Below are 23,057 nucleotides of genomic sequence, written 5' to 3'. Positions count from 1 at the left end.
TAATTATTTTTAAAGCTAATTGTAAAAAAGCAAATAGCTAGTTGTTAAAATTTAAACAATTGCTAAAATATCGCTTTCTCTCATGATTAAATATTCAGTACCTTCTAAAACAAGTTCAGTACCAGCGTATTTACCATATAAAACGGTATCACCAACTTTAACAGTCATTGGTTCGTCTTTTGTACCATTACCTACTGCTAAAACTGTTCCTTTTTGTTGTTTTTCTTTTGCTGAATCTGGTATAATAAGTCCAGAAGCTGTAGTTGTTTCTGCTTCAACAGGTTGAACTAAAACTCTGTCGGCAAGTGGTTTAATGTTAATTTTACTCATGTTATAATTAGTTTAAGAATTATTTTTTTTATAGAACAAAAACGTTCCAAAAGTGTGCCAAGTTTATAAAACTGACAAATGTACTTTTATTGAAATTTAATCAATAAAAAAATGCCAACGTGTCATTTCACATTGGCATTTTCTAGGTATGTTTTTCAATAGTTATTGAACTGAATCTTGTGATGCTGGTTGAGTTGCTGGTAAAGTTTGCAAATCTTGAACTTCTCTATTTTCAATAGTATTTTCAATTTCTGAACTTGTATCAACAACATTTATTTTTGGTGCAGCAAAGTTTGATAACAAAATAAGTGCTAATAACACTATTGAAAGTGTCCAAGTACTTTTGTCTAAAAAATTTGTTGTGTTTTGAACACCACCTAATGATTGAGTTCCGCCACCACCAAATGATGAAGATAATCCGCCACCTTTAGGGTTTTGAACCATAATAATTAGGATTAGCAAAAATGCTACGATCATAATCAGAACTAAGAATAATGTATATGTCATGATTTATTTTTTTGTAAATTTTTTATTGCTTTAATTCGGTCTGCAAAGAAACCACTTTTTTCTGGATATTTCAAACTTAAAATGCGGTATGCTTTTATAGCACTTTCATATTTTTTTTGTTCTAAATAAACTTTCGCTAAAGTTTCCGTCATTAAACTTTCACTTTCAGTAGATTGTTCAGTTATAACATCTTGAAACATAGCGTTTTTATCAATAGGTTTTATTTTTGGATTCAATTCAATAAACTGATCAATAAGATTGAATTTGTCTTCATTTTTTGTGATTTTTTCTATTGAATTGTTAGAAATTTCTTCTCTTATAATAGGTTTTGTTGAAATTAATTGCATCCATTCGTTAAAAGAATGAGGCTCAGTACTGTTAAATTGAAGTGGTTTTCCTATTTCTAAAATAGTTTCATTTGTAGCTGTTTCAATTTGAGAGTCTTCAACTTTTATTTCTTTAGGTACCGGTTCTACTTCGCTTTTAAAAGTATTATCAATTGCATTATCTGGTGCTTGAACTATTTCAGGATCAATAATTTCAATTTCTTCCAAAACAGGATTTTCCTTATAATTGTTTTTTGTGAAATTTTGAGAAGTTATAAACTCAAATAAAACTTGACGGTCAATAGTATAGGCTGCAGTTTTTTTTAATGATTGATTGTATTTTACGCTATTAGTCGATTTTAATGCTTTTAATTGAATTACTCTAGCAGCTTGAAAATAGGGGTACATTTCAACAACTTCATTTAAAAGTGCTGTTTTTGAAGTATCTATACTTGTTGGGTTTTGCAATAAAAAAGTAATGTCTTCTCTATTCATTAGTTTACCATTTTGCAACTGAAGCATTAAAAATATCTTGTGTAATACGTTCTAAAATTTCATCATAAGCATCTGTAAGTAGGCTTCCGGTAAGCGATTGCTCAGCAGGAAAGTCATAGTAGAATGAGAAAGAACGTTCAAAATTATCTTCTTCTAATTTGTTGTTATAAAAACGAACATTTACCGTTATTGTAATTCTGTTTTGTGCAGCAGTTTGTTCGGCTGTTGCAGTCATAGGGTTTATTTTATAACCCGTAATTTCTCCTTCAAATTGTAAATCTCCGTTCGATTTTACCAAATCTAAATTGGTTTGTGTTAAAAATATATCTTGAAGCGCTAAAGTAAAAAGTGTACTTAATGTAGGTTCAACTAATACTGCATTGTTAGGGAAATAATCAACCTGTACTGTTTTTACATCAGGATGTAAATTTGTACCTGTAAAGGAATAAACACCACAACTTTGAATGGCGAATGTTAGTAGAAATAGGATTAAATAGCTAAGTTTTTTCATTTATAATGTTTGATACGTTGTAAAAGTAATCAATTTTAGGAATAGTTAATTTTAAGAATTATAAATCGTATTGTTTTATTTTTCGATATAAGGTTCTTTCAGAAATCCCTAATTCTTTAGCGGCGAGTTTTCGTTTACCACTATTTCTTTCTAATGATTTTTTAATTAATTCAATTTCTTTATCTTGAATTGATAAACTTTCATCAGCATCAATAGTTTCAGCAAATTCATAATCGTCATCGTCATCATCATTTTCATAAGTGTCGTTGTAACGAACAACTTCAACTTTGTTTTCTGAAGGTTGTTCACTTGGTTTATCGCTGTAAATTTTCTGGATTAATTGTTTGTTATCTTCTCTTACTTTTACAGTATCGTCGCCCTTCATTAAATCAAGCGTTAATTTTTTTAAATCGTTAATGTCATTACGCATATCAAATAATATTTTATACATAATTTCTCTTTCCGAAGAAAAATCACTTGCAGATTTTTTAGCATCAATAACTGATGGTAAGTTGGTTCCTTTGCTTGGTAAATATTGCATTAAACTTTTTCCGTCAATTAATCTAGTTTCTTCAATAACTGAAACTTGTTCAGCAATATTTTTTAACTGACGAATATTTCCAGGGAAGCCGTAGTTTTCTAATATTTTTACAGCATCATCAGTCAATCTTATGGTTGGCATTTTATATTTTTGAGCAAAATCAGCTGCAAATTTTCGAAACAATAAATGAATATCGTTTTTTCTTTCTCGTAATGGGGGTAAAGAAATTTCAATGGTACTTAATCGGTAATATAAGTCTTCCCTAAATTTACCTTTGCTGATGCCTTCGTGCATGTTTAAATTAGTAGCAGCAACAATTCGAACGTTTGTTTTTTGAACTTGTGATGAACCTACTTTTATAAATTCTCCGTTTTCTAAAACACGCAATAACCTAACTTGCGTTGTAAGTGGTAATTCGCCAACTTCATCTAAAAAAATAGTACCGCCATCGGCAACTTCGAAATATCCTTTACGTGTTGCAGTAGCACCTGTAAATGCACCTTTTTCATGACCAAAAAGTTCACTGTCTATGGTTCCTTCAGGAATTGCGCCACAGTTTACAGCAATGTATTTTGCATGTTTTCTGTGCGATAAATGATGAATTATTTTAGGAATACTTTCTTTACCAACACCACTTTCACCAGTAACTAATACCGAAATATCAGTTGGTGCTACGCGAATGGCTTTTTCAAGTGCGCGATTTAAAAGTAAATCGTTTCCAATAATTTCAAAACGTTGTTTTATTACTTGTAATGATTCCATAGTTTTAAACTCTTTTTCCTAATAGTGTGGCTGAGGTGCAATTTTCTACATATATATTTACAAAATCACCAATTTGCTCATCTCCTTTAGGGAAAATAACCATGGCATTTTGAGAATTTCTACCTTTCCAATGAGTTTCCGATTTTTTTGAGGTTCCTTCAATTAAAATTTCAACAGTTTTCCCAACATATTGTTCTAAACGAAATAATCCATGTGCTCTTTGTAATTGAATAATTTCATTTAAACGCCTTTTTTTATCTTCTAAACTAACATCATCTTCCATTTTTTTAGCAGCTGGTGTTCCTGGCCTTTCTGAATAAGCAAACATAAAGCCGAAGTCATATTTTACATATTCTAATAGGCTTAACGTATCTTTATGCTCTTCTTCGGTTTCTCCACAAAAACCAGTAATCATATCTTGTGAAATGGCACAATCGGGTAGTATTTCTTTAATATTATCAATTAATTCTATGTATTCTTCTCGCGTATGCTGGCGATTCATTCTTTCTAAAACAGTGGTGCTACCAGATTGCACAGGTAAATGAATGTACTTACAAATATTTTCATGTTTTGCCATTGTTCTAATTACATCTAAGCTCATATCTTGCGGATTAGATGTAGAAAAACGAAAACGTGTTTTTGGAAATTCAGTAGCCGCTAGGTCTAATAACTGTGAGAAGTCTACAGCGGTAGCTTTTGCAATTTCAGAAGCATTTTTGAAATCTTTTTTCAAACCGCCGCCATACCAAAGGTAACTATCTACATTTTGACCTAATAAAGTAATTTCCTTATAATTATCGTTAACCAGCTGTTTAATCTCTTCTAAAATACTTTTAGGATCTCTACTTCTTTCTCTACCACGCGTAAAAGGAACTACACAAAAAGTACACATATTATCACAACCTCTTGTAATTGAAACAAATGCCGAAACCCCATTGCTGTTTAAACGTACAGGAGAAACATCTCCATACGTTTCTTCTTTTGATAAAATAACATTTACAGCATCTCTTCCTTCGCTTACTTCTGCTAATAAATTAGGTAAATCTCTATAAGCATCTGGCCCTACTACTAAATCAACTATTTTTTCTTCTTCTAGAAATTTTGTTTTAAGACGTTCAGCCATACAACCTAAAACACCAACTTTCATAGTTGGATTTATTTTTTTTACGGCAGTGTATTTTTCTAAACGCTTACGAACTGTTTGCTCTGCTTTTTCTCTAATAGAACAGGTGTTTACCAATACTAAATCGGCTTCTTCCATTAAATGTGTGGTATTGTATCCTTGTTCTGAAAGTATGGATGCTACAATTTCACTGTCATTCAAATTCATTTGACAGCCATAACTTTCTATATATAATTTTTTAGAATTACCTTCTTTGTTAGCAGTTAAAAGCGCTTGCCCTTGCTTTTTTTCTTCTATAACTTTTTCGCTACCCATATTCTTTTTTTAGTGAGAGCAAAGATACAATTAATTCTTAAAAATATGACAAATTGGCAGAAAATTCGGCGCTAAAACTATGTTAAAAAAGAGGGTTTTTGAAACTTAAAATTTGTTTTTAAAAAAAAGAATCTACTTTTGCAGTCCAAAAACTCAACAAATTTTTCAGAAATTTCTGTTAAAAGGCAATTGTTAAGAGTTGAAAAAATCTAAAGAATAAGATATATGGCGAAGAATTTAGTAATAGTTGAGTCACCTGCAAAAGCAAAAACAATTGAAAAATTTTTAGGTAAAGATTTTCAAGTTGAATCTAGTTTTGGGCACATTGCAGACTTACCTTCTAAAGAGATAGGGATTAATGTTGACGGTGATTTTATGCCGAAATATGCAGTGCCATCAGATAAAAAGGCTTTGGTTAAAAAATTAAAAGCTTTAGCAAAAAAGGCAGAAACTGTTTGGTTAGCATCTGATGAGGATCGCGAGGGTGAAGCTATTGCTTGGCATTTATATGAGCAATTAAAATTAAAAGATACTGCTACTAAGCGAATTGTTTTTCATGAAATTACGAAGAAAGCTATTTTAAAAGCTGTTGAAAATCCTAGAAGTATAGATTATAATTTAGTAAACGCACAGCAAGCAAGAAGAGTTTTAGATAGATTGGTGGGGTATGAGCTTTCTCCTGTTTTATGGAGAAAAGTAAAAGGAGGTCTATCGGCGGGTAGAGTACAGTCTGTTTCAGTTCGATTAATTGTTGAACGTGAACGCGAAATTGAAAATTTTATTCCAGTAGCATCATATAAAGTTGTTGCTGAATTTACGACTTCCGAAGGGAAAAAGTTTAAGGCTACGTTGCCAAAAAGTTTTGATACTAAAAAGGAAGCTGAATCTTTTTTGAATTCATGTTTAGGTGCTGATTTTAAAGTGAAGGATTTACAGAAAAAACCTGCTAAAAAAACACCAGCAGCACCATTTACAACGTCAACATTACAACAAGAAGCGGCTCGTAAATTGTATTTTCCTGTTGCCAAAACAATGATGATAGCACAGCGATTGTACGAATCGGGGTTTATTACATATATGAGAACTGATAGTGTTAATTTATCAGATGATTGTAAAAACGATGCACAGCAAGAAATTACTTCATCGTATGGCGAAAGTTATAGTTTTCCAAGAAATTTTAGTAACAAATCTAAAGGAGCGCAAGAGGCGCATGAAGCAATTAGACCTACTAATATGAGTCAGCAGTCAGTTTCTGTTGATTATGACCAAGATAGATTGTACGATTTAATTTGGAAAAGAACCATTGCTTCTCAAATGAGTGATGCTCAATTAGAGCGTACCAATGTAAAAATATCAAATTCAAACAATAAAAACATTTTTACTGCAAATGGTGAAATGATAAAGTTTGATGGTTTTTTAAAAGTGTATTTAGAAGGTACAGATAATGAAGATGAAGAGCAAGATGGTATGTTGCCTACATTAACTTTAGGAGATTATTTAAATAACGAATATATTACAGCTACTGAACGCTATTCAAAAGCACCGTACAGATATACGGAAGCTTCATTGGTGAAGAAATTAGAAGAATTAGGTATTGGACGACCATCAACCTATGCCCCAACCATTTCAACCATACAAAGAAGAGAGTATGTAGTAAAAGGGACTGTTGAAGGAGTTGAAAGAAATTATACCCAGTTAAAATTAGAAAACAATAGTGTTTATACAAATGTTTTAACTGAAAAAGTAGGCTCTGATAAAGGAAAATTGGTTCCAACTGATATTGGAAATATTGTAAATGATTTTTTGGTTGAAAATTTTGCGAATATTTTAGATTTTGGTTTTACGGCAAAGGTAGAATCTGAATTTGATGATATTGCTGAAGGAAAAGAAGACTGGATTTCAATGATTAAGGAATTTTACACAAATTTTCACCCAATTGTTGAAGATGTTGCTGCAAATGCAGAAAGAGCAAAAGGAGAACGTTTGTTGGGAATTGACCCAGATAGCGGTAAAAATGTGTATGCACGTTTAGGTCGTTTTGGAGCAATGGTTCAAATTGGAGAAGCTACTGATGAAGAAAAACCAAAGTTTGCCAGTTTACAGGGAGATCAAACCCTAAATTCTATCACGTATGAAGAGGCTATGGATTTGTTTAAACTTCCTAAAACAATAGGAGACTATGAAAAAGAGGAGGTTATTGTAGCTAACGGACGTTTTGGACCGTATATAAAATACGATACAATGTTTGTTTCTATTCCAAAGGATGAAAACCCAATGTCTATTGATTTAGAGAGAGCTATAGAGTTAATTCAAGAAAAACAAAAGGCTGATGCGCCAATTGCAGAACACGATGGTTTACCCGTGCAAAAAGGAGTAGGACGTTTTGGACCTTTTTTAAAGTGGAATGGTATTTATATTAATGTGAATAAAAAATACGATTTTGATAATTTATCAGCAACTGATATTGTTGAATTAATTGAAGATAAGAAGCGTAAAGACATTGAAAAAGTACTTCATAACTGGGAAGATGAAGGAATTAGAGTTGAAAAAGCTCGTTGGGGAAGATCTAATATTTTAAAAGGAAAGTTAAAAATAGAACTCCCAAAAACGGTTGATGCAACTAAATTAACTTTAGAAGAAGTAAAAGATATTATTGAAAAAAAGACACCTAAAAAGAAAACAACCAAACGCAAAACTAAAAAGAAATAATATTTTTAGCTATATTGCGTCCGAAAAAATAAAAATTAGCCCCCTGTATATGAATTTGGATTACTTGAAACCTGTTAATGACGATTTGTTAGCTCAAGCAAAAATGCAACCGAATCAAAGTTTAGGGCAAAGTATTCAAATTTATACTTCGAAAAATGAAATTCCAGACTTAGATAAAACTAAAATAGCCATTATTGGGGTTTTAGAAGGCCGTGCTTCAGAAGGTAATTATGGCGTTGGAAGCGGTATTGATGCTATTAGAACAGAATTGTATAAACTGTATCCAGGAAACTGGCCCGTTTATGTTGCCGATTTGGGTGATATTCAACAAGGCAATACCATTGAAGATACTTATTTTGCTCTTAAAGAAACAGTAACTTACCTTCTTAAAAAAAGTATAATACCTGTAATTATTGGTGGAGGTCAAGATTTAACATACTCTAATTACAGAGCATACGATGAATTAGAGCAAACCGTAAATTTAGTTGCTGTAGATAGTAAGTTTGACCTAGGTTCAATAGATGATGAGTTAACCTCTCAAACATATCTTAGCAAAATTGTAATGAATCAACCTGCCAATCTGTTTAATTTTTGCAATATTGGTTATCAAACCTATTTCAATTCTCAAGATGAAATTGATTTATTAGATAGCTTGTTTTTTGAAACACATCGCTTAGGAGAGGTGTTAAATTCAATGCAAATTGTGGAGCCTGTTTTACGAGATGCAGATATTGTGAGTATTGATATGTCTGCCGCTAAAAATTCAGAAGCACCTGCAAATAAAAACGCATCTCCAAATGGTTTTACTGGGGCTGAAATGTGTGCTGTTTCAAGATATGCTGGAATTAGTGATAAAGTAACATCCTTTGGTATTTATGAGTATAATGCCATATACGATGATAAAAATCAAACAGCTCAATTAATATCACAAATGATTTGGTATTTTATTGAAGGTGTAAACTACCGTGCAAATGATTATCCTTTTGGGGTGAAAGATAGGTATCACAAATATATTGTTCCAATAGACGATCAGGTATTGAATTTTCATAAAAGTAATAAAAGTGGAAGATGGTGGATGGAAATTGCTTTAAATGAGAATAATAAAAATAAAAGACATACGTTAATACCTTGTACATACGAAGATTATATTAGTGCCACCAATCAAGAAATACCTGATAGGTGGATTAGAACGTTAAAAAAAATTGTTTAATTTTTAAAAAAGATATACTAAAACACTTTTTTAAATGTTTAAGAGGTTAAATAAACTATTGTTTTTTAAAATAATTAGTAATAGGTTTGCGTAAATAGATTAAGAAGAAAATTATTATGAAGAAAATATCATTGTATATTTTATTATCCTTATTAATATATAGCTGTGGTTCAAGTGATCAGGGAGAGCTTACAGGAGTAAGATCAAAGAGCGAGTGGCATTCAAAAAAGCCACTAGGAATGGTGTTGATACCTGGAGGTTCTTTTACAATGGGGCGTCAAGATGAAGATGTTGCAGGGTCACTCAATTCTCCAACTCGTACTGTTACAGTTCGACCATATTATATGGATGAAACAGAAATAACCAATGCTGAATATAAGCAATTTGTGTTTTGGGTAAGAGATTCAATTATTAGAACTGAGCTAGCAATGTTATCAGAATTAATGTCTGATGATACAAATATTGTGTTAGAAGAGTATCAGTTTAAAAACATTGATACTACTGATATGACACCTTATGAAAAATACATGATGAATAATTATGGAAGCCTTGGAGATATTAATTCTCCTTTACAAGGGCGTTCATTGAGTTGGGAGGAAGATTTAATTTGGAGTTCAAGTGATTTCCCTGATGAATATTATTCTGAAGTCATGGATACCATGTATATTCCTTTAGAAAATAGTTTTGATGGAAAAAGAATTTTAGATACAAAAAAACTGAAATACAAATATGCATGGTTTGATAGTGAATCTGCTGCAAGAGGTAAAGGAGCTAGAAAAGATTATATCAAATCCGATATTGTTGAAGTATATCCTGATACAACTGTATGGGTAAAAGACTTTAACTATTCATACAATGATCCAATGCACCAAGATTATTTTTATCATCAAGCATACGATGATTATCCTGTTGTTGGTGTAAGATGGATTCAAGCAAAGGCTTTTTGTAGTTGGAGAACAAAAAAGAAAAATGATTTCTTAGGCTCAAAAAAGAATGCAACAACGGTTCCTTATTTTAGATTAGCTACAGAAGCAGAATGGGAGTATGCAGCCAGAGGTGGACTAAATTTTTCAAAATATCCTTGGGGTGGTCCTTACACTACAAGTGATAGAGGGTGTTTTTTAGCGAACTTTAAACCTAGTAGAGGAGATTATGCAGTTGATGGAGCCTTGTATACTATGGAAGCAAAATCATACAACCCTAACGACTATGGATTGTACAATATGGCGGGTAATGTTTCAGAATGGACCAATACCGCTTACAACGAAGCATCATATAAAATAGGTTCAACAATGAATCCTAATGTAGAAATTGAAAATAACCATCGCAAAGTAATTAGAGGAGGGTCTTGGAAAGATGTTGCTTACTATTTAGAAGTAAGTACTCGTGATTACGAATATAAAGATTCAGCGAGAAGTTATATTGGATTTAGAACTGTACAAGATTTTCTAGGTACAACCTCAAATTAATATTAATTAAAACTAACCCCAAAACTTACAAAAAAAATTTATTATGGCACAGTCGAAAAACAAGAAAAAATTTTTTAATTACGCATACGGTATTGGAGCAGCAGTTGTTATTGTAGGAGCTCTTTTTAAAATTCAACACTGGCCTTTTGGAAGTGAAATGCTAACATTAGGTATGGCAGTTGAAGCCATCGTATTTTTCTTATCAGCTTTTGAATCTGTTGAAGAAGATTTAGACTGGAGTTTAGTTTACCCTGAACTAGCATCAGGTCAAGATAGAGATAAAGATAGAAAAGATGCAAGAGAATCTCAAAGCTTATTGTCTCAAAAGTTAGATGATATGTTAAAAGAAGCTAAACTAGATGCAGGATTAATGCAAAGTTTAGGAGAAAGTCTACAAAATTTTAAAGGTGCAGCTGATAATATTGCTCCTGCTGTAGATTCAATTGCAGCAACAAACAAATACAGTGAGCAACTTTCATTAGCAGCTGCTCAAATGGAATCTTTAAATAGTTTGTATAAAGTTCAATTAGAAAGTGCAAACAGACAAGCCGAAATAAACCAAGAGGTTACTGAACATGCAGGTAAATTAAAAGAACAAATGGAATCAATGGCTACCAATTTATCGTCTTTAAATGGAGTTTATGGCGGTATGTTATCTGCAATGTCTCCAAAAAAATAAGAATTAGTTGATTGTTTAACTAAATTATTAACACAAAAAACTAATAAAAATGGCTTCAGGTAAATTATCACCAAGGCAGAAAATGATTAACTTAATGTACTTAGTTTTCATTGCTATGATTGCAATGCAAATGTCTAAGCAAGTTCTTTCTGCATTTGGTTACATGAATGAAAAATTAACAGATAATAATGTTTTGTTTCAAGAGAGCAATCTGGCAAAATATGAAAATCTAAAAACAAAAGCGGCAGAACAACCCGATAAGTATGCAGATAAATTTGCAAAGGTTGAAAAGATTAAAAACTTATCCGAGACTTTTAATGCATATATTGATTCGCTTAGTGCAAAATTTTTAGATGGCGTTAAGGATGTAAAAGATTATGAATCTATGGATAAGACAAGTACTGTAGATGAATACTTTTTTGTTGGAGATGGCTTAACAAAAAAAGGACAAGAATTTATAAATCACATTAGAGATTATAGAGAAGGCGTTATTCAAATTATAGGTGAAAATAGCCCATTAGTAGCGAACATAAATAAAAGATTCAATACAGATACTCAAAAAAATAGAGATGGAAAAGATCAGGCTTGGTTAAATAACAGGTATGAAGGTTTTCCTTTAATTTCGACTGTTACTAATTTAACATCCATGAAAACGGATATTAAGATTACAAATGCTGAAATTTTCAATACTATTTTAGGGGGGCAGTTAGAATCTGATGCAGGTATTTCAGGAAATACATATAAAACAATATTAACAACTGAAAAATCTGCTTTTTTCCAAGGAGAGAACTTTAAAGGTAAACTTGTTTTAGGGCGTTATGATGCTACTTTAAAACCATCAGAAGTTATTGTAAATGGAAAAAAAATAGATAAAAAATACTTTAAAGATGGTGGTGTTGAATTAGAATTTCCTGCTGGAGCTGTGGGTGAAGTCCCTGTGAAAGGTGAATTTATTTTTACTCAGGATGGAAAAGATGTAGTAATTCCTATCGAAACAAGCTATGCAGTAATACCAAAACCAAACAATGCAGTTATTTCAGCAGACAAAATGAACGTGGTTTATATGGGTGTTGATAACCCAATGACGATTTCTATCCCTGGAATTTCAGATAATAAAGTTACAGCTACTGGTAATGGTTTAAGTAAAGCTAGTGGAGGAGGTAAATATATTATGAAACCAGTTTCAGGTAAAGAAGTAACTATCAATGTTTCAGGTAAATTACCTGATGGAACAACGGTAAGTACATCTCAAAAATTTAGAATAAAAGGGATACCTTCACCAAGTGGAACTGTTAGAAAAGAAGTAGGTTATCTAAAAATGCAAAAACAGAGTCTAGAAAAAGCTACCATTGGATCTACATTACCTGATTTTGATTTTGATTTAACTTTAAGAACTACAGGTTTTACAATTAAAGTTCCTGGGCAATCAGCAGTGGTTGTAAGCGGAAATAAAATGAATGCGCAAGCTAAAAAAGCAATTGCAAAAGCAAGAAGAGGAGATGTAGTCACAATTTTTGATATCAAATCTTCGTTGGTAGGTAATAGTACATATAAAATTAAACCTGCTTCAGCAGTAAGCGTAGAAATACAGTAATTACAAAATTTTATGATGAATAAGAAACATGTTGGAATATTTGTATTGGCTTTAGTATTGTTTCAAAATACTTTTGCACAATCAAATTTACTAAATGCAAAAGTACCTTCTGATATTGGTAAAAAAACAGCTCAGCAATTAGCAGTTGATAATGATAAACCATTAGAATACGGCTACCTAGACGATAGAGATATTGTTTGGTCTAAAGTAGTATGGGAATATATTGACTTAAATGAGCGTATTAATTTGCCACTTTACTACCCAGTTGATACTGTAAATGTTTCAATCAATAGACGTTCATTATTTGATACGTTGTTAAGGGGTATTAAGTCTGGTGAAATTACTGAAATTTACGACGATTCTTATTTTACAGCTAAAATGACCAAAGCTGAAATAGCTGGGAAATTATCTAGAGTTGATACAACAGATGCTGGTTTTGATGAATTAAATTTAGGAAATACTAATATTGAAGAATATATAGATAGAATTAATTTAACATCTCATGATATTGAAGGTTTTAAAATTAAAGGGCTTTGGTATTTTGACAAGCGTCAGGGAGAATTAAAATATAGATTGCTAGCAATAGCACCTGTAGCTCCAGATGTTCAAGTAATGGGAAATGATGAGGTTGCTGATAATACTGAACAATTAGCGTTATTTTGGGTTTGGTACCCAGATTCTCGTGAAGTTTTACATGATATGAAAGTGTTTAATCATAAAAATTCAGCACATCCAATTTCATTTGACCATCTTTTAAATGCAAGAAGATTCAGTGCTATTATTTACCGTACCGAAAATATTTATGGTAACAGGGATGTTTCAGAATATGTAAAAGGAAATGCTTTATTTCAAGTGTTAGAATCTAACAAAATAAAGGGTGAGATACGTGATAAAGAAATTGATATGTGGAATTATTAAGTAACTCCATTTAATATACATTTAAAAACTCTTGCATATTTGCAAGAGTTTTTTTTTAATTCGTACGTTTAAAATATGCAAGTAGATTATATTGTTGTAGGTTTAGGTTTGGCAGGTTTGGCTTTCACTAAAGAGTTAGAAGATAAAGGTAAGTCTTTTATTGTTTTTGAAGATGAATCTCAAAACTCATCCTTAGTTGCAGGTGGAATGTACAATCCTGTAATTTTAAAAAGATTTACTCCTGTTTGGAATGCAACGGAGCAATTAGCTATTGCATTGCCTTTTTATGAAGAATTAGAGCAGAAATTAAAAGCTACATACCATTATTCAGTTGATATTTATAGAATATTTAAATCTGTTGAAGAACAAAATAATTGGTTTATAGCTTCTGATAAACCTAAGCTTTCAAATTACATGACTTCGGAAATTGTACACGAAAACCATGAAGGAGTTGTTGCCGATTATGGTTATGGTAAATTAATTAAAACAGGTAGAATTGACACTAAACAACTATTGAAAAACTATCGGAATTATTTAATTTTGAATCACAAAGTAAGAAAAGAGAGTTTTCAATATGACGAATTAGTGATTAATGAAAACTTTGTTCAATATAAAGATGTTGTAGCTTCAAAAATTATATTTTGTGAAGGCTTCGGACTTCAAAAGAATCCATTTTTCAACTATTTACCAATGCAAGAAGCAAAAGGTGAATTGTTAATTATTCATGCGCCAAATTTAACTATCGATTTTTTAATAAAAGCAGCCGTTTTTGTGCTTCCTTTAGGTAACAATTTGTACAAAGTTGGTGCAACATTTAACTGGAAAGATAAAACGCAAGCACCTTCCGAAGAAGGGAAAATCGAGTTGATCGAAAAATTAGAATCATTTATAAAAACACCTTACACCATTGTTGAGCATATTGCAGGGATTAGACCAACGGTTAAAGACAGAAGGCCTTTAGTTGGTACACATCCAAAATACCCAAATTTGGCTATTTTAAATGGCTTAGGAATAAGAGGAGTTATGATTGCACCTGTTTCGGCTAAAATGTTGTACAATCATATAGAAAATGGCGTTGAGATTGATGAAGAGTATACTATTGATCGGTTTTAGCATTCTTTTTTGAATTAGCATTGTACTTTACAAAAATATTAATCCAAACAATTCTTGAAAGTCGTATAGTAATAGGAGCCGTTAAAATTAATAGTACTACAATTGGAATAAAGCTTTCAAGTAAACTTAACTTAAAAAGTAAGGTAGCTATTGCAAAAGTAAGAATACCTACACCAACGGTAAGCCCATAATTTACATACATAGCACCATAGAAAAACGAAGGCTCCATCATATATTTTAAACCACAAGAGGAACAGTTTTCATGCATTTGAAAGGCCTTATGTAATTTAAAAATATTTTTTTCTTTCATAAAATCTCCTTCATGGCATCTTGGACATTTATTAAAAAATATACTATACAGTTTTGCTCCTTTTTTAAACATTTTTGTTGAGTTTAGCTTTCTTCACCTAATTAAAATTTTACTTTAATTGAGAACCAATTTAATTTATAGTAAATTTGCAAGAATTTTGGAAAAATCCAAAAATACATAATTTTAAAATAAGTAAATGCTTAACGTACATAATTTAACGGTTTCTTTTGCCGGTTCTGATTTGTTTTCGGGAATAACTTTTAAATTGAATAAAGGAGATAGAATTGGATTAATTGGTAAAAATGGAGCGGGGAAATCAACTTTATTAAAAGTAATTTCAAAAGATATTGAAAGCTCTGGAGGAACCATGGCTTTTGATAAAGACATACGTATAGGTTTTTTACGTCAGGATATTGATTTTGTTGAAGGAAGAACTATTTTAGAAGAAGCTTATGAAGCTTTTGAAGAAATTAAACAACTAGAAGCAAAACTCGATAAAATTAACGAAGAATTAGCTGAAAGAACCGATTATGAAAGTGAATACTATCATGATTTAATGGTGAATTTAAATGATTTTTCACATCGTTACGAATTACTAGGAGGTTATAATTATAAAGGAAATACCGAAAAAATATTACAAGGTTTAGGTTTTCAAAGAGAAGATTTTGACAAACTTACCGATACCTTTTCTGGAGGTTGGCGTATGCGTATTGAATTGGCTAAATTATTATTGCAAAACAATGATATTTTACTACTGGATGAGCCAACAAACCACTTAGATATTGAATCTATTATTTGGTTAGAGAATTTCTTAAAAAACTATTCAGGCGCTATTGTATTGGTTTCGCATGATAAAATGTTTTTAGACAATGTTACCAATCGTACCATTGAAATTTCATTGGGTCAAATTTACGACTACAAAAAGCCATACTCACAATTTTTATTGTTACGTGGTGAAATAAAGGAAAAACAATTACAGGCTCAGAAAAATCAAGAAAAAGAAATTAAAGCTACTCAGCTATTAATTGATAAGTTTAGAGCAAAAGCTAACAAAGCTTCAATGGCGCAGTCTTTAATTAAAAAATTGGATAAAGTTGAGCGAATTGAAGTTGATAATGATGACAATGCAGTAATGAATGTTCGTTTTAATATTTCTAAAGAGCCGGGTAAAATAGTTGTTGAGGCTGAAGATTTATCAAAAAGTTATGGCGATAAACATGTGTTAGAGAATGTTGACTTACTGATTGAACGTAACAGTAAGATTGCTTTTGTTGGTCAAAACGGACAAGGGAAATCTACTTTGGCAAAAATCATGGTGGGCGAAATTGCACACGGAGGACACTTAAAGTTGGGGCATAATGTTGAAATTGGGTATTTTGCTCAAAATCAATCAGAACATTTAGAGCCTGAGCAAACAGTGTTAGAAATTATGGAAAATGCAGCTACCGATACTAACCGAATGCGAGTTAGAGATATGTTAGGTGCATTTTTGTTTGGAGGTGAAGCAGTTGATAAAAAAGCCAAAATGTTGTCTGGAGGTGAACGAAATAGGTTGGCACTGTGTAAGCTTTTATTATCTCCGTTTAATGTGTTGATAATGGATGAGCCAACAAACCATTTAGATATTGCATCAAAAAATGTATTAAAAGAGGCATTAAAACAGTTTGACGGAACCTTAATTGTAGTGTCTCATGATAGAGATTTTTTACAAGGATTAACAACTACAGTGTATGGTTTTAAAGATAAAGTAATTAAAGAGTATTTAGGTGATATAGACTTTTTCTTAGAGCAACATCAAATTGAAAATTTACGAGAAGCAGAGAAAAGAACGGTAGTAGAAAAGAAACCCGACACTGTTAAAAAGGCAAAACAACAACTTTCTAGAGAGGAAGAGAAAGAACTAAAAAAGTTGAAGAATAAATTATCAAAAATTGAAACCCAAATTGATGATTTGGAAAAAGAAATTTCAGAGATTGATACAGCATTAGAAGAAAATTATGAAGTAGTTTCGGCAAAACCTGATTTTTTTGAAACATATAAATTAAAAAAGGCTGAAGTTGAAAAGTTAATGGAAGAATGGTCTGAAATTGAAGAAAAAATAGAAAATTGTTCTTAGAAAATAAAAATAGTAGGGTTCAAGAAGTTCTTTTAAAGGAAATTTCAACAAAAGAAGTTTCGTTATTTATAAAACGTGAAGATGAATTACATCCATTTATTTCGGGGAATAAATATAGAAAGCTAAACTATAATTTAGCAGAAGCTTTAAAACAAAATCAACAGACCTTACTTACTTTTGGTGGCGCATATTCAAACCATATTGCCGCCGCCGCCGCCGCTGGTTTTGAACATAATTTTAAAACCATTGGTGTTATTAGAGGTGATGAATTGGCGAATGATTTAGAGCATGTCTTAAAATACAATCCTACTTTAAAATTTGCGAGTGAACACGGTATGAAATTTCATTTTGTTTCACGAAGTGCTTATAGAAATAAAACTTCGGAAGCATTTATTTCAACATTAAAAGAGCAATTTGGAGATTTTTATTTAGTACCTGAAGGTGGTACAAATAAGTTTGCGGTAAAAGGTTGTGAAGAAATTTTGACAGAAGAAGATACTCAATTCAATATAATTTGTACTGCAATTGGAACAGGAGGCACTATTTCAGGAATAATTAATTCAACAAAAAAACACCAAAGTGTTATTGGTTTTCCTGCGCTAAAAGGTGATTTTTTACAGCATGAAATTGAGAAATATGTATTAAAAAATAAAAACTGGAGTTTAAATACCAATTACAATTTTGGAGGTTATGCTAAAATTTCTGAAGATTTAGTTACATTTATCAATAATTTTAAAAACGAAACAGGAATTCCTTTAGACCCGGTTTATACGGGAAAAATGTTATTTGGAATTGTTGATTTAATTAAAAAAGATTATTTTAAAAAAGGAACCAAAATTTTGGCAATTCATACAGGTGGTTTACAAGGAATTGATGGCATGAATTTAATATTGAAAAAGAAAAATTTACCTCAAATAGTTTAATAATGAAGTTTAAATATATATTAATTTGTTTGTTTATTGTAAGCTTACTGGCTAGTTGTAAGTCAAAAAAGAGTGCTGTAAAAAAACAATCAAAACCCGTTGTGAAAGAGATTGTTCAACCTAAAGTTGAAACTATTGAACCGGTAAAAAAAACAGAAGAGGTAAAATCTGTTATAACAAATTCTACAGAAGAGTATATAAAACAGTACAGCGATATTTCAGTGAAAGAAATGCGCGATTATAAAATTCCGGCAAGTATAACTTTAGCACAAGGAATCTTAGAATCTTCAAGTGGTAGAAGTTTATTAACATTGCGTTCAAATAACCATTTCGGAATTAAATGTCATAAAGGCTGGAAAGGTAAAAAAACCTATCACGATGATGATGAGAAAGGAGAATGTTTTAGAGTTTATAAAGATCCAAGAACGTCATTTAAAGATCATTCAGAATTTTTAACTACAAGAAGTAGGTATAGCAGTTTATTTGAATTAGAACCTGGAGATTATGTGGGCTGGGCTAAGGGGTTAAGTGCTGCAGGTTATGCTACTGACAGAAGATATCCTGCAAAATTAATTGGGTTAATTGAAAAGTACAATTTGCATAAATTTGATATGGAAGTTTTAGGTAAAAATTATAATAAACCTAAATTGTCAAAAACATCAAATCATGAAGTTGTTAAAGGTGATACTTTATATTCAATCTCACGAAAATATGGATTGTCTGTTGATAAACTCAAAAAAATAAACGGCTTAAATTCAAACAACATTAGCATAGGTCAAACGTTACTAATAAAATAAAAAAAGCACCGTAAAAACGATGCTTTTTAAACAATCCAAGATTGCCAATTAATCAAACTAAACTTAAATTCTGTTATTGTCTGGGCGTTTTTTTTGTTGACCACCTTTCATACCTTTTTGGTTGTTTTTAGCCATGTTTTTTTTGCCTGACCTTTTTTGGTGTTTCATTTTTTTCTCCCATTTTTCGTACTGATCTTTAGATAATATATTTTTCATTGCAGTTTTATGCGCAATCATTTTATCTAAACGATTATTTTGTATTGCAAATTTTTGGTCACTTGTCAGTTCAACACCACTCTGTTTGTTTTCTTTTCTTTCGGTCATAGCGTTTTTACGCTCTTCAGTACTTTTTTTCATTAATTCAAAAACCTCTTTTTGCTGAGAAGCGTTTAAATCTAAATCTAAAGTCATTTGCTTCATTTTTAATGTAGCCATTTGTTCAGTTGTAAAATCTGAGCCTTTTCGTTGTTTTTGCTGCTTTTGTTGTGCATTTATACTGAATGATATCAATAAAACTAATACTGTAATTCCTGCTAATTTTCTCATAATTGTAACTTTTAAATTTTGTGTTATATCTCTTTGACCCTCAAAATATTTAAAGGTTTAATACGTTAACACTCATTAACATTCGTTAACAAAAAGCCTTATTTTAAATTTTATATAGAATTGTTTTAAATAGTGTATTTTTGCAAAATTATGATGCATAAACTTTCAGATTGGTTACCTACAACAAATAAAGAGGTAAAGCTTAGAGGATGGGAAGAATTAGATGTAATTCTTTTTAGTGGAGATGCGTATGTTGATCATCCGGCATTTGGGCCTGCTGTAATTGGAAGGATTTTAGAAAGTTATGGTTTAAGAGTTGCCATTGTTCCGCAACCTAGTGTACATGATAATTTACAGGATTTTACAAAACTAGGAACTCCAAAATTATTTTTTGGGGTTACAGGTGGTTGTATGGATCCGATGGTAAGCAATTATACGGCAAGCAAAAGAAGAAGAGATACGGATGCTTATACACCAAACGGTGATAAAGGTTTTAGACCCGATTATGCAACTACAGTTTATAGCAAAATTTTAAAAGAAAAGTTTCCTGATGTACCAGTTTTAATTGGTGGTATTGAAGCTTCTTTAAGAAGGGTTACGCATTATGATTATTGGAGTGATACGCTAAAACCAACCATTTTAGAAGATTCAAAAGCTGATTTATTGGTGTATGGAATGGGTGAACAGCCATTGCGAGAAATTGTTAGTTTATTACAAAAAGGAGTGCCTTTTGTTAGTTTAACAACAGTAAAACAAACCGCATTTTTATTGAAGAAAGGAGTCGAGATTCCTAAAAATAAAAATTGGAAAGATGTTTCTATAAATTCACATGAGATTTGTTTGAAGGATAAAAAGAAGTTTGCCGCGAATTTTAAAGTAATTGAGCAAGAATCAAATAAATTATTTGCAGACCGTGTTTTTCAAGATGTTGGAAATTCAACATTGGTGATTAATCCACCTTATGAAACAATGACTGAAAGTGAGATTGATGCGTCATTTGATTTGCCTTTTACACGTTTACCACATCCAAAATACAACAAGCGAGGACCAATTCCTGCGTTTGAAATGATTAAATTCTCAATAAATATTCATAGAGGTTGTTTTGGAGGATGTAGTTTTTGTACCATTTCAGCTCATCAAGGTAAATTTATAGCTAGTAGAAGTCAGGAATCAATTTTAAAAGAAGTTGATAAGGTTACCAAAATGGAAGACTTTAAAGGGTATCTATCTGATATTGGCGGACCTTCAGCAAACATGTATAAAATGAAAGGGAAGGTGCAGGAGATTTGTGATAAATGTGTATCGCCTTCTTGTATTTCACCTGTAATTTGCCATAATTTAGATACTTCACATAAACCGTTAACAGATTTATATAAAGCTGTTGATAAGCATCCAAAAGTGAAAAAATCATTTATTGGTAGTGGAATTCGGCATGATATGTTGGTGCCTGAATTTAATAAAAAAGCAGATCCAAAAGAATTAGATGCATATACGGAAGAAGTTATGACGAACCACGTTTCTGGTAGATTAAAAGTTGCGCCAGAACATACATCTGATCCTGTATTAAAGTTAATGCGTAAACCATCTTTCACCTATTTTCATAAGTTTAAAGAGCGTTTTGATAAAATTAACTTCAGAAAAAAATTAAACCTTCAGTTAATTCCTTATTTTATTTCAAACCACCCAGCTTGTGAGGTTGAAGATATGGCTAACTTAGCTGCTGAAACTAAAGATATGGGCTTTCAGTTAGAGCAAGTGCAAGGTTTTACGCCAACGCCTATGACGGTTGCTACGGTTATTTATTATAGCGGTTACCATCCATATACTTTAAAACCTACACGAACACCAAAATCTAAAAAAGAAAAAGATGAACAACATCGATTTTTCTTTTGGTACAAAAAGGAAAATCAACAATGGATTAGAAACACCTTATCAAAAGTAGGTAGGAACGATTTATTGCAAAAGTTGTTGCCTGAAAATAATTCTTGGCGAAAAAATAAGGGTGAAAAAGCGAAAGATACTTTTAATGATACCATTACAACTACTTCAAGAAGAAAGAATAAGTACAAGAAACGTAGAAAAAGATAATTATTTATAGCACATTCTATAATTGATAATTTAAAGTCTTAAATTTGAGGTTACTTTATAAAACAATTTTAGAATGAAAAAGATACTGATATTTTTCTTAGTTTTTTCAACTTCACTTATAGCTCAAAAAAAGGTTGAAGTAGATTTAAGTAATCCAAATTCGGCAATATATACACACTTATATTTTTTACAGCCAGAGTCTTATGAACCTGAAAAAGCTGCCACAACTATATACGGGTTTGAAGGTGAAGAAGCTGAAGATATAGCTATAAAACTAAAACAAATTTTAGACGGAAAAGGCTTAAAGGTTGATTTTAGTAAAGTGCCATCTGACACTATGTTTTCAGATACTACAGGTTATAAAATAGGAAATAGGTATGTGTTATTTCCTTATCAAATGCCTGAGGTTTATGTGGAAAGAATAGGGGGGAAATGGTATTATTCACCTGAAACAACCAAAAGTGTAAATGAAATTTACGACAGTGTTTTTCCGTGGTATACAGAAAAATTACATCAAATAATACCAGAAATAGGTCATAAAAAGTTTTTAAAAATTGAATTATGGCAATATTTAGGACTCTTAATATTAATAGTGTTTTGTTTTATTTTATTTTATTTCTTGCATAAAATTATATTCTACTTATTACGAAAAATTCAGTTTTGGATTGTTCATATTTCAAACGATAAAATAAATTCCTCGCTTAAAAAATTATCGAGACCCTTGGTGTTGTTAGTTTTAATGTGGTTTATTCAATTGGTTTTACCTTCGTTATTTTTAGATTTAGATGTAAACACCTTTTTGTTTTTGGGAATAAATATTATGACTACGGTTTTTTGGATTTATGTGTTCTTAAAATTAGTACAAGTTGTAATGAGTATTTATTCTGATTATGCTGAAGGAACAGATTCTAAATTAGACGATCAACTAGTACCTATTTTAAATAATTTTTTAACTGGAATTGTTGTTTTTGTTGGGTTATTAAAGCTCTTAACGCTTTTTGGTATAGAGCCAGGAGCTGTTATTGCAGGTGCTTCTATTGGAGGTTTAGCCGTTGCTTTAGCTTCTCAAGATACCGTGAAAAATTTAATTGGTACCGTAATGATATTTTTGGACAAACCATTTCATATTGGAGATTGGATTGAAGCCGGAACTGTTGTAGGAACTGTTGAAAAAGTAGGTTTTAGATCAACAAGAGTAAGAGCTGCTGATACTTCAGTTTACCAAATTCCAAACAGTTCTTTGTCTGAAATGGTGGTAAATAATAAAGGGTTGAGAGCTTTCCGAAGATACACTACAAACTTAGGTATTAGATACGATACACCTCCAGAACTTATTGAAGCATTTGTAAATGGGGTGCGTAAAATTATTGAAATACACCCAAATACACGCGATGAAGCTTTTAATGTTGAGTTTACAGGGTTCGGTGATTCTGGCTTATTAATTTTAGTGAATGTGTATTTTAAAGCACTGGATTGGACTACCGAACAATCATCAAAACATAGTTTACATATGTCTATTTTAAAATTAGCAGCTGACCTAGGAGTAGAATTTGCTTTCCCATCTACTACCGTTATGATTGAGCAGTTTCCAGAGAAAAAAGGTCCTATGCCAAATTATGCTATAGAAGAGAAAAGAATTCAACAAATAATGAATAATATCACTAAAAAATAAATA

20 protein-coding genes are annotated in these 23,057 nt (G+C 31.3%); 12 read left to right on the top strand and 8 right to left on the bottom strand.

The window, feature by feature from the left end:
- Nucleotides 1-51: 51 nt before the first annotated feature.
- From CHB67_RS07015 to miaB, 6 genes are all read right to left on the bottom strand, one after another.
- A complete protein-coding gene (locus tag CHB67_RS07015) occupies nt 52-330 on the bottom strand; it encodes a co-chaperone GroES (protein WP_089381036.1) in 279 nt (92 codons plus the stop codon).
- A gap of 162 nt (nt 331-492) precedes the next feature.
- Nucleotides 493-837 (bottom strand): preprotein translocase subunit SecG, encoded by a 345-nt coding sequence (gene secG, locus CHB67_RS07010; protein ID WP_089381035.1) that lies wholly within the window; start codon nt 835-837, stop codon nt 493-495.
- Nucleotides 834-1,658, bottom strand: coding sequence for a hypothetical protein (locus CHB67_RS07005; protein WP_089381120.1), 825 nt, complete (start codon nt 1,656-1,658; stop codon nt 834-836). The genes secG and CHB67_RS07005 overlap by 4 nt, the downstream gene beginning before the upstream one ends.
- A 4-nt stretch (nt 1,659-1,662) precedes the next feature.
- The gene (locus CHB67_RS07000) at nt 1,663-2,169 is read right to left on the bottom strand and encodes an LptE family protein (RefSeq protein WP_089381034.1); all 507 of its coding nucleotides are present in this window, start codon (nt 2,167-2,169) and stop codon (nt 1,663-1,665) included.
- Between the two features lie 58 nt (nt 2,170-2,227).
- On the bottom strand, nt 2,228-3,472 hold the full coding sequence (locus CHB67_RS06995) for a sigma 54-interacting transcriptional regulator (RefSeq protein WP_089381033.1): 1,245 nt from the start codon (nt 3,470-3,472) through the stop codon (nt 2,228-2,230).
- 4 nt (nt 3,473-3,476) lie between these two features.
- The gene (miaB, locus tag CHB67_RS06990) at nt 3,477-4,910 is read right to left on the bottom strand and encodes a tRNA (N6-isopentenyl adenosine(37)-C2)-methylthiotransferase MiaB (protein ID WP_089381032.1); all 1,434 of its coding nucleotides are present in this window, start codon (nt 4,908-4,910) and stop codon (nt 3,477-3,479) included.
- 225 nt (nt 4,911-5,135) lie between these two features.
- On the opposite strand from miaB, the gene topA reads away from it, so the two are divergent.
- From topA to CHB67_RS06955, 7 genes are all read left to right on the top strand, one after another.
- Nucleotides 5,136-7,619, top strand: a complete 2,484-nt coding sequence (topA, locus tag CHB67_RS06985) for a type I DNA topoisomerase (RefSeq protein ID WP_089381031.1) — start codon at nt 5,136-5,138, stop codon at nt 7,617-7,619.
- Nucleotides 7,620-7,668: 49 nt separating this feature from the next.
- Nucleotides 7,669-8,829: a formimidoylglutamase gene (locus tag CHB67_RS06980; RefSeq protein WP_089381119.1), complete on the top strand. Its 1,161-nt coding sequence runs from the start codon at nt 7,669-7,671 to the stop codon at nt 8,827-8,829.
- Nucleotides 8,830-8,945: 116 nt separating this feature from the next.
- The gene (porK, locus tag CHB67_RS06975) at nt 8,946-10,298 is read left to right on the top strand and encodes a T9SS ring complex lipoprotein PorK/GldK (protein WP_089381030.1); all 1,353 of its coding nucleotides are present in this window, start codon (nt 8,946-8,948) and stop codon (nt 10,296-10,298) included.
- A 43-nt stretch (nt 10,299-10,341) separates the two neighbouring features.
- On the top strand, nt 10,342-10,977 hold the full coding sequence (porL, locus tag CHB67_RS06970; protein WP_089381029.1) for a type IX secretion system motor protein PorL/GldL: 636 nt from the start codon (nt 10,342-10,344) through the stop codon (nt 10,975-10,977).
- A gap of 49 nt (nt 10,978-11,026) precedes the next feature.
- A complete protein-coding gene (gene porM / locus CHB67_RS06965) occupies nt 11,027-12,571 on the top strand; it encodes a type IX secretion system motor protein PorM/GldM (protein WP_089381028.1) in 1,545 nt (514 codons plus the stop codon).
- Between the two features lie 15 nt (nt 12,572-12,586).
- Nucleotides 12,587-13,489 carry a type IX secretion system ring subunit PorN/GldN gene (porN, locus tag CHB67_RS06960; RefSeq protein WP_089381027.1) on the top strand — a complete coding sequence of 301 codons (903 nt, stop codon included), beginning with the start codon at nt 12,587-12,589 and terminating at the stop codon, nt 13,487-13,489.
- Between the two features lie 75 nt (nt 13,490-13,564).
- Entirely contained in the window at nt 13,565-14,602 is a 1,038-nt protein-coding gene (locus CHB67_RS06955; protein ID WP_089381026.1) for an NAD(P)/FAD-dependent oxidoreductase, read from the top strand.
- On the opposite strand, the gene CHB67_RS06950 is transcribed toward CHB67_RS06955, so the two are convergent.
- Nucleotides 14,586-14,984 (bottom strand): DUF983 domain-containing protein, encoded by a 399-nt coding sequence (locus CHB67_RS06950; RefSeq protein ID WP_089381025.1) that lies wholly within the window; start codon nt 14,982-14,984, stop codon nt 14,586-14,588. The two genes, CHB67_RS06955 and CHB67_RS06950, sit on opposite strands and share 17 nt — an antisense overlap.
- A 124-nt stretch (nt 14,985-15,108) precedes the next feature.
- Here CHB67_RS06950 and CHB67_RS06945 point away from each other — a divergent pair, with 124 nt between their 5' ends.
- From CHB67_RS06945 to CHB67_RS06935, 3 genes are read left to right on the top strand one after another with little or no spacing between them, the layout of a single operon-like run.
- Nucleotides 15,109-17,028 (top strand): ABC-F family ATP-binding cassette domain-containing protein, encoded by a 1,920-nt coding sequence (locus CHB67_RS06945; RefSeq protein WP_089381024.1) that lies wholly within the window; start codon nt 15,109-15,111, stop codon nt 17,026-17,028.
- Entirely contained in the window at nt 17,019-17,951 is a 933-nt protein-coding gene (locus CHB67_RS06940) for a 1-aminocyclopropane-1-carboxylate deaminase/D-cysteine desulfhydrase (RefSeq protein WP_089381023.1), read from the top strand. Before CHB67_RS06945 ends, CHB67_RS06940 begins: the two co-directional genes overlap by 10 nt.
- A gap of 2 nt (nt 17,952-17,953) precedes the next feature.
- Complete coding sequence (locus CHB67_RS06935; RefSeq protein ID WP_089381022.1) at nt 17,954-18,748, top strand: glucosaminidase domain-containing protein; 795 nt, start codon at nt 17,954-17,956, stop codon at nt 18,746-18,748.
- A gap of 63 nt (nt 18,749-18,811) precedes the next feature.
- Here CHB67_RS06935 and CHB67_RS06930 read toward each other — a convergent pair whose 3' ends face one another.
- Nucleotides 18,812-19,294: a hypothetical protein gene (locus CHB67_RS06930; protein ID WP_089381021.1), complete on the bottom strand. Its 483-nt coding sequence runs from the start codon at nt 19,292-19,294 to the stop codon at nt 18,812-18,814.
- Nucleotides 19,295-19,444: 150 nt separating this feature from the next.
- Between CHB67_RS06930 and CHB67_RS06925 the strand changes: the two genes are divergently transcribed.
- Nucleotides 19,445-21,382: a YgiQ family radical SAM protein gene (locus CHB67_RS06925; protein ID WP_394335354.1), complete on the top strand. Its 1,938-nt coding sequence runs from the start codon at nt 19,445-19,447 to the stop codon at nt 21,380-21,382.
- Nucleotides 21,383-21,455: 73 nt separating this feature from the next.
- Nucleotides 21,456-23,054, top strand: coding sequence for a mechanosensitive ion channel family protein (locus CHB67_RS06920; RefSeq protein WP_089381020.1), 1,599 nt, complete (start codon nt 21,456-21,458; stop codon nt 23,052-23,054).
- The last annotated feature ends 3 nt before the right edge of the window (nt 23,055-23,057 follow it).

The sequence above is a fragment of the Lutibacter agarilyticus genome (assembly GCF_900188235.1).
GTDB lineage: Bacteria > Bacteroidota > Bacteroidia > Flavobacteriales > Flavobacteriaceae > Lutibacter > Lutibacter agarilyticus.
This window is presented reverse-complemented; position numbering and strand designations above follow the sequence as displayed.